Genomic DNA, 16,259 nt, shown 5'->3' with positions numbered 1-16,259 from the left:
AATTCCACTGCACTGATCCATTTTTTTCGCAGCAGGTTAATTGTTCGCAAGGGCGCTCCGGCAACGGGGCGCTTTTTGTTATGTTCATCGCGTTACGCCTCACACCATTACGCAGCCGTTCCGCGCGCTTCTTCCTCGCGCTCTTTCAGCCAGGCCAGCACTTCATCTTCATACCAGCCAACACGGCGCAGACCGATTTTGAAGCCTTTCGGGAATTTTCCGGCGTTGATCATGTCCTGTAGCGAACTGTCTGCCTTGATGCGCAGAATATTTTTTACTTCCTGACGGGTAAGAATTTTTCTGATTGTTTCCACTATGTTTTACCTCGTTAATCCGGCGTATTCCGGTGATAAATACGGTAAAACAGGGCAGGGCGGGAAAAACAGTACCCACCGTTTTAAAACGGTACCCACTGTTTTTTATCTTATTGATTACGCTTTTCTTTCTGCAAAAAAATAGCGACCGCAAGGGGCCGCTATTGTGATTACCGTTTCCACTTCTTAGGTCGCCCACCGCATTTAAGGCTGGTGGGCCTCAGCACCTTGTCGATACTTTCAGCCAGATTTTTCGATGCGCCACGCGAGCGCAAAAAACTGACTACCTCGTGTTTTGTGGGGGCAGTTGATTTGTCTTCCGGATCGTACGTTGACCAGAATTCACGATTTGCCATTAAGGCCAGTTGAAGGCCTTCACCATAGGCAGGGGATACCTTTTCATTGAAAAACACTCGGATAACTCCTTGAATTTCAAGAGTCGGGTCTCTCTGTATATGGTGATTATACGATGGTTTAGCATGGTTTGCATCGCTTTTACTGGTTTTTTGTACAGTTACACGGCACGGATACCCCTTTTACCACTGGCTATGGTCACTCCGGTTGCTGCGGCCTCTACAAATTCCCCCCACCAGCGCATAAGCACCACGCGCTTTTCCAGGTAGTTACTTCGGTTATATGCTCGCCTTACCTCGTTCGTGTCCACGTGTGCGAGTGCGGCCTCGATTACGTCCGGCTCGAATCCTTCCTCGTTCGCTGCTGTGCTGAATATGGCGCGTAATCCATGAGACACCAGCACGCCAGCGAATCCCATTCGCCGCAATGCTGCGTTGGCGGTCTGGCTGTTCATAGGCTGCCGTGGGTCTTTCAGGCTAGGGAAAACGTGCTCGCGGTGGTGGCTGATTGGCTTCATGGCCTCCAGTACCGCCATAGCCTGACTACAAAGCGGGATAACGTGATCACGCCGCATCTTCATGCGTCCGGCGGGGATCGTCCATTGTTGCGCGTCCATGTCGATTTCTTCCCAGCGTGCTGACGATGCTTCAACCGGACGGGTTACAGTCAGTAGCTGCCATTCAATCAGTAATCTGGTCTGCCGTTCTGTTGCTGATACGGATAAAGCCTGCATAAGCTCCGGCAACTGTTCGGGGCGGATTGTTGGCATATGTTTTTTTACAGGGGAGGGGAACGCCTTACGCACATTCATAGCCGGATTGGCATCAATCAGCCCACTGTTGGCGGCGTAATCCATTACCTCATTAACGCGCTGTAAAACCCGCTTGAGTGTTTCCAGGTTGCCGCGCTCCTTGATGGGTGTAAGCACCTCAACGAACCTTCGGGCAGTGAGGGTATCTATTGGCGTGTTGCCGATGAACGGGAATACATATTTATCCAGCGAACGCCAGATGTCTTTAATCGTGTTGGGGGCCAGATTCTGGCTGATTTTCACCTGGTACCATGCCGCCGCCACATTTTCGAACGTGTTCCCTTGTCTTCGGGCCTCTGCCTCTCGTTTTTTCTTCTCATGGTCCTGCGGGTCAGTTCCGGCACTGATTAACGTCCTGTACTCGCTACGGCGTTTTCTGGCATCAGCCAGGGAAACATCTTCAAGCGATCCAAAACTCAGCAATATTCTTTTTTTGTCCGATGGTCGGTAGTAGGAAAATCGCCAGAGTTTTGATCCGGACGGTTTTACCAGGAGAAAAAGCCCACCGCCGTCCTGTAGGGTGTACTCCTTTTGCGCTGGTCTGGCTGCTTTGATCTGCACTGTGGTTAATGGGGGTGTTTTTCTCGCCATATGTCTATGATTCCACACGAAAAAACAGGGTTTTAGTTATACGGCTTTAGTTATACGCCAGCCCGTATAACTAAACGTATAACTAAAAAATCCGGCTGATAGCTTATAAATCCGGTGATGTTCGGTGACTAAAAACCATAAAAAAACCCGCCAATCAAGTGATTAGCGGGTTATCCCTGTCTTATTCGGTGCTTTCCGGTGGGCGATTTGGTCGGCACGAGAGGATTTGAACCTCCGACCCCCGACACCCCATGACGGTGCGCTACCAGGCTGCGCTACGTGCCGACTCGTGGCTGCTAATACTACCGTTTTCCACAACGAATGCAAGTAAGATATTTCGCTAACTGATTTATAATTAATCAGTTAGCGATAAAACGCTTCTCGTCTGTCAGCACCTGCAATAACAAACTTAACTGTGGTTTTTCATCTTTCACTCTTTCACCACGTAAGTTGTAAGTACGGTATTTACCGTTATTGTTCAGCACCAGCGTCTTTTTCGGGGTGGTAATTGCCAGCGTATCGTTATCCGCAGCGGTAACCCAGTAATGACGGCGTTGAGGGTTGAACAAATCCTGACCTTGCGAATATTCGCTGGCAGGTGTGCTGACATGTAGCAGGCGTTGCATCAGCGTCGTCATCAGATCGGTATGATCAGTCAGCGCATTAATACGCTGCGCCGGTGTGCCGGGCCAGTGAATCACTAATGGTACCTGCAGATGACCGTGGGACCAGTCAAAGGTTTCTTCCTCTTCGCTCAGCGGAATACCCCGGCCGGCAGTGATAATCACCACCGTATTGTCCAGTTTGCCAGAATCACGCAGTGCATTGAGCACGCGGTTGATCTGGTCATCGACATTGCCTGCCGCCCGGCTATATTTCCGTGCAAATGCCTGCTGATTGCTGTCGTCAATGTTAGTGCCATTGAAAGAGACCCACGAGAACCAGCGGTTATCTTCTTGTGCGTAGCGGCCCAGCCAGTTGATCCACTGCGTGGCGGTCTGCTCGTCGGATTGGGTACGTACGCTCGGCATCGAGAAATCTGACAACAATGCCTGGCGATACAGCGGGCTGGTAAAGCCATCTGACGAGAATAACCCCAGCTGATAGCCTTGCTGATTAAGCGCAGTAATTAACGCCGCAGGCGTACGGGTCGAAAGAATGCCGTCCATATAGCTTGGCGAGATGCCATAGAACAGGCCAAAGATGCCGTTGTCTGTGGTGTTGCCGGAACTCATATGACGTGTGAACGAAATATTTTGCTCAGCAAAACCTGCCAGCGCAGGCATCTGCTTCTCGAAGCGTGAGTAGTTCAGGCCATCGACAGTAATCAACAGCACATTCTGCCCGGTGCCCATATCGCGATAGCGCAGTTCGCTTAACGGATACTGAACGGAAACGGCGTCTGGATTGCCTTGCTCAATAAGACGGCGTTGATACTCCTGCGCATCAAGCAGACCATGCTTCTCAAGAAAACGTCGCGCCGTCATCGGGTACGAAAGCGGCAGGTTAGCGCGCTGCATGGTGATCGGGCGATAGAAGTTGGCATCGGCCCAGATATACACCACATGCGAGGCAATAAAAGCGATAAATAAGAATGCGGCCAGCGGGCGCGCGAAGCGCCGACGACGCGTCAGGCTGCGTAGCTTTTGCCAGCTCCACGTCGCAAACACCAGTTCAAGCAATAAAATAACCGGCACGCTGATGAACATCAGCTGCCAGTCGCGCGCCATCTCATTTTCGTCTGGGTTGATAACCAACTGCCAGACGATGGGATTAAGATGGAGATGGAAACGAGTAAAGACTTCGCTATCGATCAGTAATAGCGTCATTCCCGCCGTTGCTAAAATGACGGACAAAAACCTCATCAGCCTCTGGGAGCCGACGATAAAAGTCAGCGGGAAGAGGATCAGCAAGTAGGTGGCGAACACCAGGAAGCTGAAATGGCCGATAATGCTTACGTAGGAATAAATGCGACCAGCAAGCGTTGTCGGCCAGTCGGCGATAAACAGGTAACGGCTGCCAATGACGAGCGAAAGCAGAATATTGAACAGTGCAAACCAGTGCCCCCAACTGACCATCTGGGAGACTTTTTCACGGTAGCGCTGACGATGAGTTACCATAACCTGTTATCTGTTTCCCTTAGTGCGCTTTGTCTTCGTTGATAGAGGACTGTAAGGCGCGGGCAAAAGAGTTGGCAATTGCCTGGCGTTGGGCCGGGGCAATGCTGGTGTTGATAAGGTTAGTGACCATGTTGCCTAACACCATCAGGGAAAGGTCGGTCGGAGCCTTATGTTTTTCCAGTACGTTGAGCAGCTCTGCGAGCAATTGTTCAACCTGTTCATCACTGTAGCGGGAAATTTGTGGCATAAATCGAAATCAGTTAGTTGATGAAAGGGCAACATATTACCGTAGCAACGGTTTTTTTTCTGCTTTTTTATGCTTTAAATCATTCTCGTTACGCCGCCTTCTGTAAAATGACCGCCATCTTTTATTGCGTCGCTTTACCGGCGGTGGTTGAATACCGGCCGGTCTTAAAGGAGAGTTTATCATGAGTCTGGATATCAACCAGATTGCTCTGCACCAGCTTATCAAGCGTGATGAGCAGAACCTTGAGCTGGTGTTGCGCGATTCATTGCTGGAACCGACAGAAACCGTCGTTGAGATGGTGGCAGAACTGCATCGGGTCTATAGCGCCAAAAATAAAGCATACGGCTTGTTCAGCGAAGAGAGTGAACTGGCGCAGACGCTACGCTTACAGCGTCAGGGCGAAGAGGACTTTCTGGCCTTTAGCCGCGCGGCAACCGGTCGCCTGCGTGACGAATTAGCGAAATATCCTTTTGCTGACGGTGGCTTCGTGCTGTTTTGTCACTACCGTTATTTAGCTGTCGAATATCTGCTGGTGGCGGTTCTGAGCAACCTGAGCAGTATGCGCGTTAACGAAAATCTCGACATCAACCCGACCCATTATCTTGATATCAATCATGCGGATATTGTTGCGCGTATTGATTTAACCGAATGGGAAACCAATCCAGAGTCGACCCGGTATCTCACTTTCCTGAAAGGGCGAGTCGGGCGCAAAGTGGCCGATTTCTTCATGGACTTCCTCGGTGCCAGCGAAGGGTTGAACGCGAAAGCGCAAAACCGCGGATTATTGCAGGCGGTTGATGATTTCACTGCCGAAGCACAACTGGATAAAGCAGAACGGCAGAACGTGCGTCAGCAGGTCTACAGCTACTGTAATGAGCAATTGCAGGCGGGTGAAGAGATCGAGCTTGAATCGCTGTCGAAAGAGCTGGCGGGCGTCAGCGAAGTGAGCTTCACGGAATTTGCGGCTGAAAAAGGCTACGAACTTGAAGAGAGCTTCCCGGCAGACCGTAGCACGTTGCGTCAGTTGACGAAGTTTGCCGGTAGCGGTGGTGGCTTGACCATTAACTTTGATGCGATGCTGTTAGGTGAGCGCATTTTCTGGGACCCGGCGACCGATACCCTGACCATTAAAGGCACGCCGCCGAACTTGCGCGATCAATTGCAGCGCCGGACGTCTGGCGGCAATTAATCGGTTTGGTGTTATGAATGCCAGATGCGGCGTGAACGCCTTATCTGGCCTACAAAAAATAGCAATACCGTAATCAGGCATAATTTGCAGATACAAAAAACCCCGCCGGAGCGGGGTTTTTTTTACAACTTATTCAGCGATTAAGCGCGAACGAAGTCGATGTGCAGCAGCTTAGGTTTGTACGGGTGGCGCTGTACGTCCTGAGCTTTAACTTTGATTTCTTTACCGTCAACAACGATGGTCAGAACTTCGCTGTAGAATTCAGCTTTAACTTGCATGTTCATGACTTTGTCGTGATCCAGAGCAACAGCCAGCGGCGCTTCGTTGCCACCGTAGATGATTGCCGGGAATTTGTTAGCGGTACGCAGGCGGCGGCTCGCACCCTTACCCTGCTCGTTACGTACTTCTGCGTTGATAGTAAACATTTCTTTCTCTCTTAAATTAATCCTGCTACAGGCGACCCAGCAACAGGCAAATGATCTGCTTTGCGTATGCAAAAGCGGGCGAGATTCTATACTCAATCGCCTTGCACATCAATTAAAACTACCATTAACCGCGTAATTCGTGCGCCCGACGAAAACGACCTTCGTAATCAAACACTTTTTCACGCACTTGCCAGTACTGGCCTTTCATTCGTGCGACGACGAAATCCGGATGGCGCAGCAACGCTTGTTGGGCGAGGATATCGGCAGCGGTGATCCAGCGCAGAGGGATGCCCGGTGTACGCGTATGCGGGCGGATAAAAAGCTGCTCGAAGGCGGTACGCTGAGCGGGCGTTTGCAGACGGAAACGCTCACTCACATCCGCGCCGTCTTCATCGTAATAGGTGATTTTCAACCATTCGCCTTTCTCGTCGTGCCCATGTTGCAAAGACATGCCGCTACAGCGTAATACCAGCGCGTCTTTCAGTCGTAGCGCCGCTTTTAACATGTCGTCTGGATCAACCAGTATGGTGTCACATTCGCGGCAGCGGCGGGCGGCTATATCATTTTCTGCGTTACATTGTGGGCAATTCTTAAAACGGAAGCGGAAGTCACACTGTTCTCGATGACCGTCGTCATCATCAAACCATCCCTGACAACGACGACCAAAGTGTTCAATCAATGTCCCGTCAGCGGTCGTTTTCCCCCAAAAGGTGTTGGCAAAACCGCAGGCAGGGCAGAAAACCTGTACCGGAACGTTGTCACTTTTGCCTTTCGGTGTACCGACCTCCGGCGCGTAGAGATCGTGAGGATTACCCGCATAATCAAGAATTAAGCAATCAGTCTTGCCTGGAGCCAGACGCAGACCGCGCCCGACAATTTGTTGGTAAAGACTCACCGATTCGGTAGGGCGCAGAATAGCAATAAGATCGACGTGCGGGGCGTCAAATCCGGTGGTCAGTACCGCGACGTTGACCAGATAGCGAAAACGCTGGGCTTTAAAATCTTCAATTAATACATCGCGTTCAGCGCCTGGCGTGTCGCCGGTAATAAGTGCTGCATCCTCAGCGGGCAGCAAGCCGACAATCTCTTTTGCGTGTTCGACTGTCGCAGCGAAAATCATCACCCCTTTGCGCGTTGCGGCGAACTCCATAATCTGGCTGATGATGTGCGGGGTAATACGTTGCTGTTTTTTCAGCTCGCGGTTGAGATCGGCTTCGCTGAACAGCCCGTTACTCTGTGCCTGCAATCGGCTGAAATCGTATTGCACTACTGGCATATCCAGTCGTTCTGGCGGCGTCAGATAGCCGTGTTTAATCATATAACGCAGCGGCAGCTCATAAATACAGTCGCGGAAAAGGGCTTTCTCATCGCCGCGTACCATGCCGTGATAATGAAACTGATAAATCCAGCCTTTGCCCAACCGAAAAGGCGTGGCAGTCAGCCCTAACAGGCGTAAGCGGGGATTCACTTTTGTCAGGTGAGTGAGGATTTGCTGATACTGGCTCTCTTCATCGTCACCAATACGATGGCATTCATCGACAATCAACAGTGAAAATTCACCCTGAAAGGCATCAAGGTTACGGGCGACCGATTGCACGCTGCCAAATACTACTTTACCGTGGCTCTCTTTACGCTTTAGCCCAGCGGCAAAGATATCGGCTTCCAGTCCCAGCGCCTGATATTTTGCATGGTTTTGCGCCACCAGCTCTTTAACGTGTGCCAGCACCAGCACACGACCACGCGCCAGCCGCGCCAGTTCCGCTATCACCAGGCTTTTACCTGCACCGGTGGGCAGCACAATAACGGCAGGGGTTTTATGACGACGAAAATGGTTGAGCGTGGCATCCACGGCTTCTTGCTGATATGGACGGAGTGTAAAAATCATGGTCTCGCGTAGGTAGATTATTCTGCTAATAGTATGCCACGGATCTTTTTCCCTTGAGGGAAGTTATTAGACCGCTATACTGGGCAGACAACAGTTCAGATTTTCGGGTCATTACCCGACCTCCGTTTTTTACAGGCAAAATCACACACATGCGACTTGATAAATTTATCGCACAGCAACTCGGCGTTAGCCGTGCTATTGCCGGGCGTGAAATCCGCGGCAATCGTGTCACCGTCGATGGCGAAATCGTCCGTAATGCAGCGTTCAAACTGCTCCCTGAACATGATGTCGCTTACGATGGCAACCCGCTGGCGCAGCAACACGGTCCACGTTACTTCATGCTCAATAAGCCTCAGGGCTATGTTTGCTCAACTGATGACCCGGATCACCCAACGGTGCTCTATTTTCTGGATGAACCGGTAGCGTGGAAACTGCACGCCGCAGGGCGTCTGGATATCGATACCACCGGTCTGGTGCTGATGACTGATGATGGCCAGTGGTCGCACCGCATTACTTCTCCGCGCCATCATTGCGAGAAGACCTATCTGGTGACGCTGGAATCACCCGTAGCTGACGATACGGCAGAGCAATTTGCTAAAGGCGTGCAGCTGCATAACGAAAAAGATCTCACTAAGCCGGCGATGCTGGAAGTGATTACCCCAACGCAGGTTCGTCTGACCATCAGCGAAGGGCGTTATCATCAGGTGAAACGCATGTTCGCCGCCGTGGGTAACCACGTGGTTGAGCTGCATCGTGAACGTATTGGCGGCATTACGCTGGATGCTGATTTAGCCCCCGGTGAATATCGTCCGTTAACTGAAGAAGAAATTGCCAGCGTCGTCTAACTTTTTAATGACTTTCAGGAGCCCGTTGTGACTACCCGACAGCATTCGTCGTTTGCTATTGTTTTTATCCTTGGCCTGCTGGCCATGTTGATGCCGCTGTCGATTGATATGTATCTGCCCGCGCTACCGGTAATTTCAGCGCAATTTGGCGTACCTGCGGGCAGTACGCAGATGACCCTCAGTACTTATATTCTGGGCTTTGCGTTGGGGCAGTTAATCTACGGGCCGATGGCAGACAGTTTCGGGCGTAAGCCGGTGGTTCTTGGCGGTACGCTGGTGTTTGCCGCCGCCGCGGTGGCGTGTGCGTTGGCACAAACCATCGATCAGCTGATTGTGATGCGTTTCTTCCACGGTCTGGCTGCGGCTGCGGCCAGCGTGGTTATCAACGCTTTAATGCGTGATATCTACCCGAAGGAAGAGTTCTCACGGATGATGTCGTTTGTCATGCTGGTGACGACCATTGCACCGCTGATGGCACCGATAGTTGGCGGCTGGGTGCTGGTGTGGCTGAGCTGGCATTACATCTTCTGGATCCTCGCCGTAGCGGCGATTCTGGCTTCGGCAATGATCTTCTTTCTGATCAAAGAAACCTTACCACCGGAGCGTCGCCAGCCTTTTCACATTCGTACCACTATTGGTAACTTTGCGGCGCTGTTTCGTCATAAGCGTGTCCTGAGTTATATGCTGGCCAGCGGTTTCAGCTTTGCCGGAATGTTCTCGTTCCTGAGCGCCGGACCGTTTGTCTACATTGAAATTAACCACGTCGCGCCGGAAAACTTTGGTTATTACTTTGCGCTAAACATTGTTTTCCTGTTCGTGATGACCATCTTTAACAGTCGCTTCGTCCGCCGTATTGGCGCGTTAAATATGTTCCGCTCGGGGTTGTGGATACAGTTTATTATGGCGGCGTGGATGGTCATCAGTGCGTTGCTGGGGCTGGGATTCTGGTCGCTGGTAGTTGGCGTTGCGGCGTTTGTGGGCTGCGTGTCGATGGTGTCATCTAATGCGATGGCGGTCATTCTTGATGAGTTTCCCCATATGGCGGGAACGGCATCTTCGCTGGCAGGAACCTTCCGTTTTGGCATAGGGGCAATTGTTGGCGCATTGCTTTCTCTTGCGACCTTTAACTCTGCATGGCCGATGATTTGGTCAATTGCATTCTGCGCAACCAGCTCCATTCTCTTCTGTCTGTACGCCAGTCGGCCGAAAAAACGGTGATCTATTGCACAACGAGGAAGCTAAAAGGCTTCCTTTGTTGATGCATGTCAACCGCAAATCTATCATTCTCCCGATATATGTTTATTTTATGTAAAATCAATTTATGTAAAAAGTCACATCATTGTAGTTAAAAAGGTTGAGTTAGATCGCAGAAACGGGTACATATAGCCCCGCAAATGTGACCACGCCCGCAGATATTATTTAAATCAGAGCCATAGAGGCCACGCTGGCGAGGCATCAATCTTTACGATCTGTATAAAGACGGATTGTTGATGATGTGTTAAAATTGATGTAAACAAGTTGTGAAGTAAATGTGCTTCCGGGGAAAATAAGTGACTTCATTACAACTCTCAATCGTCCATCGACTGCCGCAGAACTATCGCTGGTCTGCTGGTTTCGCAGGTTCGAAGGTTGAACCGATTCCGCAAAATGGACCGTGCGGTGACAACAGCCTTGTGGCGCTTAAATTGCTTAGCCCGGATGGTGATAATGCATGGTCGGTGATGTACAAACTAAGCCAGGCGTTAAGCGACATCGAAGTTCCATGCTCGGTACTGGAGTGTGAAGGTGAGCCGTGCCTGTTTGTAAATCGCCAGGACGAGTTTGCTGCAACATGCCGATTGAAAAATTTTGGTGTGGCAATTGCCGAACCCTTCTCAAACTACAATCCTTTTTAAGCGTCAGCTCAACGCCAGTAGCTGACGCGTATACTCCTGCTGCGGTGCGGCAAACACGCGCGCGCACGGTCCTTGTTCCACTACTTCCCCTTGTCGCAGTACGATAACCTGATGACATAACGCGCGGACAACGTGCAAATCGTGACTGATAAACAAATAGGCCAATTGATGCTTTTGTTGCAATGATTTCAATAGCGTCAATATTTGCGCCTGTACCGTTTTGTCGAGCGATGATGTCGGCTCATCAAGAATGATCAGCGAGGGCTTGAGAATTAATGCCCTGGCAATCGCAATACGTTGCCGCTGACCACCAGAGAACTCCGCCGGATAACGGTGGCGTGTTTCAGGATCTAATCCCACTTCATGCATCACGGCTATCACTTGTTGTTCACGTTGCACGGCAGAAAGCATCGGCTGGTGAACCCGTAAACCTTCCTCGATAATTTGCAAAACGTTGAGTCGTGGGTTGAGCGAGGAGTTAGGATCCTGAAATACCACCTGAATGCGATGGCGAATAGGTAATAGCTGACGGCGGTTTAAATTTTGCAATGGCTGACCGTCAAAAATGATGCTGCCCTGAGAGTAAATCAGTCGCAGCAGCGCCAGTCCCGTCGTGCTTTTCCCGGAACCGGACTCGCCCACTAAACCCAGTGTTTCACCCGCCCGTAGCGTAAAACTGATGTTTTTCACCACCACATTATGATCCACAATGCGCTTCAAAATCCCTTTGCGAATGGGGAAGGCAACCTGAAGCTGTTCAACATCTAGCAACGTTGAGGCAGGTTCTGGCAATGGGACCGGGTCGCCTGATGGTTCACTGTTGAGTAGCTTTTGTGTGTAAGGATGAGTGGGTGAGGCAAATAGCGTAGCAGCGTTATTTTGCTCGACACAGCGACCGTTTTGCATTACCGCCACGCGGTGAGCCAGTTTTCTGACAATACTGAGGTTATGAGTAATAAACAGCATGCCCATATTCAGCTCGCCTTGCAGTTCGCGCAACAGCTGTAAAATCTGCGCCTGGACAGAGACGTCCAGCGCGGTGGTCGGTTCATCGGCAATTAATAATTCCGGTCGCGTTAACAGCGCCATCGCAATCATCACCCGCTGGCGTTCGCCGCCGGAGAGCTGATGCGGATAATCTGTCAGCCGTTTTGCCGCCTGGCGGATACCGACGCGATCAAGGCAGTTAAGAATTTCGCCACGAGCCGCTTCCCGACGCATCCCGCGGTGGAGTGAAAGCACTTCATAAAGCTGTTTTTCCAGGGTATGCAATGGATTTAACGACACCATCGGTTCCTGAAAAATCATGGCAACCTTATTACCGCGTACACCGCGTAACGTTTGATCGCTGGCATGAAGCAGCGATTCGCCATGAAAACGAATATCGCCGGAGAGATATTCAACCGGCGGGGAAGGGAGCAGGCGTAAAATTGACAGCGCGGTAACGCTCTTACCTGAACCAGACTCACCCACCAGCGCCAGCGTTTCGCCAGCCTCAATCTGTAGTGAAACATCATTGACTACTGTGCGTACGGTTTGCTGATGGCGAAAACCCACCGACAAATTTTCAATCGCTAACAGAGTTTGCGTCATGCTACACCGCCTTATTAGGATCAAATGCGTCGCGGACGGCTTCACCAATAAAGATCAGCAAAGACAACAATATCGCCACCGACAAGAAGGCGGTGATCCCAAGCCACGGGGCCTGAAGGTTATTTTTCCCTTGTAACAGCAGTTCGCCGAGTGACGGTGAACCGAGCGGCAGACCGAAGCCGAGGAAATCGAGTGAGGTCAGGGTGGTGATCGAACTACATAAAATAAACGGTAAAAAGGTGAGGGTAGCGACCATGGCATTTGGCAACATATGACGCAGGATGATACTGCGATCGCTGACGCCAAGCGCCTGCGCCGCACGGATGTAGTCGAAATTACGGGTACGTAAAAACTCCGCCCGCACCACGCCGACCAGACTCATCCAGCCAAACAAGACGGTAATTGCCAACAGCCACCAGAAGTTAGGCTGTACGACGCTGGAAAGTAAAATAATCAAAAACAGCGTCGGCATCCCCGACCATACTTCAATAAAACGTTGCCCCCAGAGATCGACTTTACCGCCGTAATAGCCTTGTAGCGCCCCCGCCAACACGCCCATCACGCTGGAGCAGAGGGTCAGCATCAGGCCAAACAGAACTGAGATCCGCGTGCCATAGAGAATGCGCGCCAGCACATCGCCGCCATTGGCATCCGTTCCCAGCCAGTTTTGCCGGGAGGGTGGAGAAGGGAAGGGCTTATCGGTAGCAAAGTTGATACTGGTAGCACCAAAGCGAATCGGTGCCCACAGTACCCAGCCTTTATCTTCCAACCGCTGTTTCAGCCACGGGTCCTGATAATCAGCCTGGCTTGCCAGCGGGCCGCCAAAATCGCTTTCGCTGTAGTTTTTCAACAACGGGAAATACCAACTGCCGTCATAACGTACCAGCAACGGTTTATCGTTGGCGATAAGTTCAGAACACAAACTCAAACCAAATAAGACGAGGAAAATCCATAACGACCAGTAGCCGCGACGGTTATGACGAAAACGCGCCCAACGGGCCTGATTGACGGGGCTGAGTCGCGACATTAACGTCCCTCAAAATCTATACGCGGATCGACCAGCGTATAGCTGATATCACTGACAATATTCAGCAGCAGGCCAATCAGGGTGAAAATATACAAGGTACCAAACATTACAGGATAATCGCGCGAGACGGTCGCTTCGTAGCCCAGTAAGCCAAGACCATTGAGTGAAAACATCACCTCAATCAGCAGCGAGCCGGTAAAAAACATGCTGATAAACGTCGCCGGAAAACCGGCAATCACCAGCAGCATGGCGTTGCGGAACACATGTTTCCAGAGAATATTTTTTTCACTTACCCCTTTCGCACGGGCGGTCACCACGTATTGCTTGCGCACTTCATCAAGGAATGAGTTTTTTGTCAGCATGGTCAGCGCCGCAAAGCCGCCAATCACCGTCGCCAGCACCGGCAGCGTGATATGCCACAGATAATCGGTGATTTTCTGATACCACGGCAGCGAATCAAAGTTAGCGGAAACCAGGCCGCGCAGAGGGAACAGGTCGAAATAGCTGCCGCCCGCGAAGAAGACAATCAGCAGGATGGCAAACAAAAAGGCCGGAATGGCGTACCCGATGATGATAAATGCGCTACTCCAGACGTCAAAGCGGCTACCATTATAAACAGCTTTGCGAATACCCAGCGGAATCGACACCAGATAGATAATCAGCGTGCTCCACAATCCGAGGGTGATGGAAACCGGCAGACTGTCTTTAATCAGCGTCAGCACCGAGGCGCTGCGAAACAGGCTATCGCCAAAATCAAAGCGGATGTAGTCCCAGAGCATTTTGAAGTAACGTTCGTGGATCGGCTTATCGAAACCGTAGCGATGAGTGATCTCGGCGATCACTTCTGGATCTAATCCGCGTCCACCACGGTAATTACTGTCGCTGATATTGCCGACGCCCGTTTGCGCATGGCTGGCGCGAACACCTTCACCGCCTGCGCCGGGTAATACTCCGGCATTACCAAACTCAATGGCGGCGATGGCCTGGTCGACCGGACCGCCAGGCGCAATTTGCACGATGAAAAAGTTGATAGTGATAATCGCCCATAACGTTGGGATCACCAGCAACAGACGGCGAATCAGATAAGCGCCCATCTACTCTCCCTGTTGTCTGGCTGACGGCAGTTTGGCCGCTTTATTAACGTCATACCACCATGTATCAATACCCAGGCTGTAAATAGGGCGCACCGCGGGTTGGGAGAATTTATCCCACCAGGCGAGACGGTCTTCCGCCATGTACCACATCGGCAGCATGTAATAATTCCACGTTAATACACGGTCCAGTGCGCGCCCCAACGGCAATAATTTTTCTTTATTTCCCTGGGCGGCAATAATTTGGTTGATCAGTGAATCGATAACCGGACTTTGCACGCCGGGAGCATTATAAGTGGAATTGATATATTCCGATGACCAGGAAATCTGTAAATCAGAACTGGGCCACGGCATCGCCCGCCATACGCGAGGCATCATGTCATAGTCGCGACTGCGCATTCGATTGGTGATTTGCGAGTTATCCACCTTGCGAATGTCCATGTTGATACCCAGCCGTTGCAGGCTGTGCTGGAACGGTAATACCCACTGACTATTGCTGCTTGCGGGAAGCAATAATTCAAAGCTGAGAGGCTGACCCGTTGTGGCATTAACGCGTTGCTGACCCTTCAGCACCCAGCCCGCTTCATTGAGAAGTTTGTCGGCTTTTAACAGGTTGTCACGATCGTAGCCATCGCCTTTCGATACCGGCGGCTGGTAGATTTGTGTGAAGACTTCTGGCGGAAGATCTTTTTTCATTGGTGCCAGAAGCACCAGCTCCGCGGCGTCGGGGTAATTTCTGGCTGCGTATTCGGTATTCTGAAAATAACTGTTCGTGCGACTCCAGGCATTGTAAAACAACGCCTTGTTCATCCATTCAAAGTCAAAGGCGAGAGTGATCGCTTCCCGGACCCGGCGATCGCTGAATACCGGACGTTGGATATTAAACGCCAGCCAGCGCGTATCCTGGGCTGATTCGTTCTTTTGCTCATCTTTGATGATGTATTTCTTATCGAAATTTTTACCGGTATAGCGCGTGGCCCAGTTTTTGGCGTCGTTTTCCATACGCAAATCAAAGGCACCGGCTTTAAACGCTTCAAAGGCGACATTATCATCGAGGTAGTAATCGTAGCGAATGGTGTCGAAATTCCAGCGTCCACGGTTTACCGGTAAGTTTGCTGCCCAGTAATCTTTCACGCGGGAATAGACAATATTTTGCCCCATTTTCCAGGACGTAATTCGGTACGGACCACTGGAAAGCGGAGGCGTGGCGAGCGGATCGCTAAGTTTGTGATTCTTCCAGTACTTTTCTGGAAAGACCGGCAGCGAAAACAGACTCAACATATCTTCTTTGCCGGGTTTCGCTAACTCAATACGCACGGTTAATGGTGCAATGGCTTTGACGGTGGTGCCTTTGTAGACCAGACGAAATTGCGGCACGCCTTCGGTCATAAATTTTTGAAAAGTAAACTCTACATCGCGGGCAGTAATGGGGGAACCATCATGAAAACGGGCGCGCGGATTAATTGCGACCTCCACCCAGGAATAATCGTCAGCATAGCGCGCACTTTCGGCAATCAGCGGATAATAACTGCCTGGTTCGTCATCGGAAGTAGTAAATAGCGTGTCGTACAACTGCTCGGTGCGTGCGCCTGGGTTGCCGCGCAGTGCATAGCGGTTGAAATTATCGAAGGTGCCGAGGGCTGACAACGTTATCTGCCCACCTTTTGGCGCGGCGGGGTTCACATAATCAAAATGGTTGAAATTAAACGCGTACCGGGGTTCGCCCAGTACCGCAAAGGCATAGCTTTCCTTGATAGCCTGCGCCTGCGCACCAAAGGTGAACAGAGCGATAAACAGCAGCAGTATGCGCACAATCATCTGCAACAGATTTCCTTTTACTCATCATTAGCCGCAAACCGGCATGCTTTCACT

15 protein-coding genes and 1 tRNA gene are annotated in these 16,259 nt (G+C 51.0%); 4 read left to right on the top strand and 12 right to left on the bottom strand.

Going from position 1 to position 16,259, the window contains the following annotated elements; translation table 11 throughout:
• Nucleotides 1-107: 107 nt before the first annotated feature.
• The 6 genes from QUE74_RS14240 to QUE74_RS14215 form a co-directional block, all read right to left on the bottom strand.
• Nucleotides 108-314 carry a helix-turn-helix transcriptional regulator gene (locus QUE74_RS14240; protein WP_000447941.1) on the bottom strand — a complete coding sequence of 69 codons (207 nt, stop codon included), beginning with the start codon at nt 312-314 and terminating at the stop codon, nt 108-110.
• A gap of 170 nt (nt 315-484) precedes the next feature.
• The gene (locus QUE74_RS14235) at nt 485-670 is read right to left on the bottom strand and encodes a hypothetical protein (protein WP_141219638.1); all 186 of its coding nucleotides are present in this window, start codon (nt 668-670) and stop codon (nt 485-487) included.
• Nucleotides 671-828: 158 nt separating this feature from the next.
• On the bottom strand, nt 829-2,070 hold the full coding sequence (locus tag QUE74_RS14230) for an integrase domain-containing protein (RefSeq protein ID WP_000101911.1): 1,242 nt from the start codon (nt 2,068-2,070) through the stop codon (nt 829-831).
• 208 nt (nt 2,071-2,278) lie between these two features.
• A tRNA-Pro gene (locus QUE74_RS14225) sits at nt 2,279-2,355 on the bottom strand.
• A gap of 74 nt (nt 2,356-2,429) precedes the next feature.
• Nucleotides 2,430-4,190 (bottom strand): LPS biosynthesis-modulating metalloenzyme YejM, encoded by a 1,761-nt coding sequence (gene yejM, locus QUE74_RS14220; RefSeq protein ID WP_000256203.1) that lies wholly within the window; start codon nt 4,188-4,190, stop codon nt 2,430-2,432.
• A gap of 19 nt (nt 4,191-4,209) precedes the next feature.
• Nucleotides 4,210-4,437 carry a YejL family protein gene (locus QUE74_RS14215; RefSeq protein ID WP_001135667.1) on the bottom strand — a complete coding sequence of 76 codons (228 nt, stop codon included), beginning with the start codon at nt 4,435-4,437 and terminating at the stop codon, nt 4,210-4,212.
• Nucleotides 4,438-4,618: 181 nt separating this feature from the next.
• Here QUE74_RS14215 and yejK point away from each other — a divergent pair, with 181 nt between their 5' ends.
• The gene (gene yejK / locus QUE74_RS14210) at nt 4,619-5,626 is read left to right on the top strand and encodes a nucleoid-associated protein YejK (protein ID WP_000050789.1); all 1,008 of its coding nucleotides are present in this window, start codon (nt 4,619-4,621) and stop codon (nt 5,624-5,626) included.
• 140 nt (nt 5,627-5,766) lie between these two features.
• Here yejK and rplY read toward each other — a convergent pair whose 3' ends face one another.
• Both rplY and radD read right to left on the bottom strand, forming a co-directional pair.
• A complete protein-coding gene (gene rplY / locus QUE74_RS14205) occupies nt 5,767-6,051 on the bottom strand; it encodes a 50S ribosomal protein L25 (RefSeq protein ID WP_000494197.1) in 285 nt (94 codons plus the stop codon).
• 124 nt (nt 6,052-6,175) lie between these two features.
• On the bottom strand, nt 6,176-7,936 hold the full coding sequence (gene radD, locus QUE74_RS14200; protein WP_000578095.1) for a DNA repair helicase RadD: 1,761 nt from the start codon (nt 7,934-7,936) through the stop codon (nt 6,176-6,178).
• A gap of 149 nt (nt 7,937-8,085) precedes the next feature.
• Between radD and rsuA the strand changes: the two genes are divergently transcribed.
• From rsuA to QUE74_RS14185, 3 genes are all read left to right on the top strand, one after another.
• Nucleotides 8,086-8,781 carry a 16S rRNA pseudouridine(516) synthase RsuA gene (rsuA, locus tag QUE74_RS14195; protein WP_001353088.1) on the top strand — a complete coding sequence of 232 codons (696 nt, stop codon included), beginning with the start codon at nt 8,086-8,088 and terminating at the stop codon, nt 8,779-8,781.
• Nucleotides 8,782-8,808: 27 nt separating this feature from the next.
• On the top strand, nt 8,809-9,999 hold the full coding sequence (gene bcr, locus QUE74_RS14190; RefSeq protein WP_000213385.1) for a multidrug efflux MFS transporter Bcr: 1,191 nt from the start codon (nt 8,809-8,811) through the stop codon (nt 9,997-9,999).
• 332 nt (nt 10,000-10,331) lie between these two features.
• Nucleotides 10,332-10,676 (top strand): YejG family protein, encoded by a 345-nt coding sequence (locus QUE74_RS14185; protein WP_000202798.1) that lies wholly within the window; start codon nt 10,332-10,334, stop codon nt 10,674-10,676.
• 3 nt (nt 10,677-10,679) lie between these two features.
• Here QUE74_RS14185 and yejF read toward each other — a convergent pair whose 3' ends face one another.
• The 4 genes from yejF to QUE74_RS14165 are packed head-to-tail and all read right to left on the bottom strand — an operon-like array spanning nt 10,680 to nt 16,205.
• Nucleotides 10,680-12,269, bottom strand: coding sequence for a microcin C ABC transporter ATP-binding protein YejF (gene yejF / locus QUE74_RS14180; RefSeq protein ID WP_000194934.1), 1,590 nt, complete (start codon nt 12,267-12,269; stop codon nt 10,680-10,682).
• Between the two features lies 1 nt (nt 12,270).
• Complete coding sequence (locus QUE74_RS14175; protein ID WP_000088899.1) at nt 12,271-13,296, bottom strand: ABC transporter permease; 1,026 nt, start codon at nt 13,294-13,296, stop codon at nt 12,271-12,273.
• The gene (locus tag QUE74_RS14170; protein ID WP_000501604.1) at nt 13,296-14,390 is read right to left on the bottom strand and encodes a microcin C ABC transporter permease YejB; all 1,095 of its coding nucleotides are present in this window, start codon (nt 14,388-14,390) and stop codon (nt 13,296-13,298) included. Before QUE74_RS14170 ends, QUE74_RS14175 begins: the two co-directional genes overlap by 1 nt.
• A complete protein-coding gene (locus tag QUE74_RS14165) occupies nt 14,391-16,205 on the bottom strand; it encodes an extracellular solute-binding protein (RefSeq protein WP_001354774.1) in 1,815 nt (604 codons plus the stop codon). It abuts the gene before it with no gap.
• Nucleotides 16,206-16,259 lie beyond the last annotated feature (54 nt).

It is taken from the genome of Escherichia sp. 10290 (genome assembly GCF_030295155.1).
In the GTDB taxonomy this organism is placed as follows: domain Bacteria; phylum Pseudomonadota; class Gammaproteobacteria; order Enterobacterales; family Enterobacteriaceae; genus Escherichia; species Escherichia coli_F.
The sequence above is the reverse complement of the archived record's forward strand: the minus strand, read 5'-3'. Positions and strand labels throughout refer to the sequence as shown.

What these genes read in the sequence shown, in the direction of transcription:
- QUE74_RS14235 (WP_141219638.1), bottom strand. Translation starts at nt 670, where the DNA reads ATGGCAAATCGTGAATTCTGGTCAACGTACGATCCGGAAGACAAATCA.
- QUE74_RS14230 (WP_000101911.1), bottom strand. Translation starts at nt 2,070, where the DNA reads ATGGCGAGAAAAACACCCCCATTAACCACAGTGCAGATCAAAGCAGCC.
- yejM (WP_000256203.1), bottom strand. Translation starts at nt 4,190, where the DNA reads ATGGTAACTCATCGTCAGCGCTACCGTGAAAAAGTCTCCCAGATGGTC.
- QUE74_RS14215 (WP_001135667.1), bottom strand. Translation starts at nt 4,437, where the DNA reads ATGCCACAAATTTCCCGCTACAGTGATGAACAGGTTGAACAATTGCTC.
- yejK (WP_000050789.1), top strand. Translation starts at nt 4,619, where the DNA reads ATGAGTCTGGATATCAACCAGATTGCTCTGCACCAGCTTATCAAGCGT.
- rplY (WP_000494197.1), bottom strand. Translation starts at nt 6,051, where the DNA reads ATGTTTACTATCAACGCAGAAGTACGTAACGAGCAGGGTAAGGGTGCG.
- radD (WP_000578095.1), bottom strand. Translation starts at nt 7,936, where the DNA reads ATGATTTTTACACTCCGTCCATATCAGCAAGAAGCCGTGGATGCCACG.
- rsuA (WP_001353088.1), top strand. Translation starts at nt 8,086, where the DNA reads ATGCGACTTGATAAATTTATCGCACAGCAACTCGGCGTTAGCCGTGCT.
- yejF (WP_000194934.1), bottom strand. Translation starts at nt 12,269, where the DNA reads ATGACGCAAACTCTGTTAGCGATTGAAAATTTGTCGGTGGGTTTTCGC.
- QUE74_RS14175 (WP_000088899.1), bottom strand. Translation starts at nt 13,296, where the DNA reads ATGTCGCGACTCAGCCCCGTCAATCAGGCCCGTTGGGCGCGTTTTCGT.
- QUE74_RS14170 (WP_000501604.1), bottom strand. Translation starts at nt 14,390, where the DNA reads ATGGGCGCTTATCTGATTCGCCGTCTGTTGCTGGTGATCCCAACGTTA.
- QUE74_RS14165 (WP_001354774.1), bottom strand. Translation starts at nt 16,205, where the DNA reads ATGATTGTGCGCATACTGCTGCTGTTTATCGCTCTGTTCACCTTTGGT.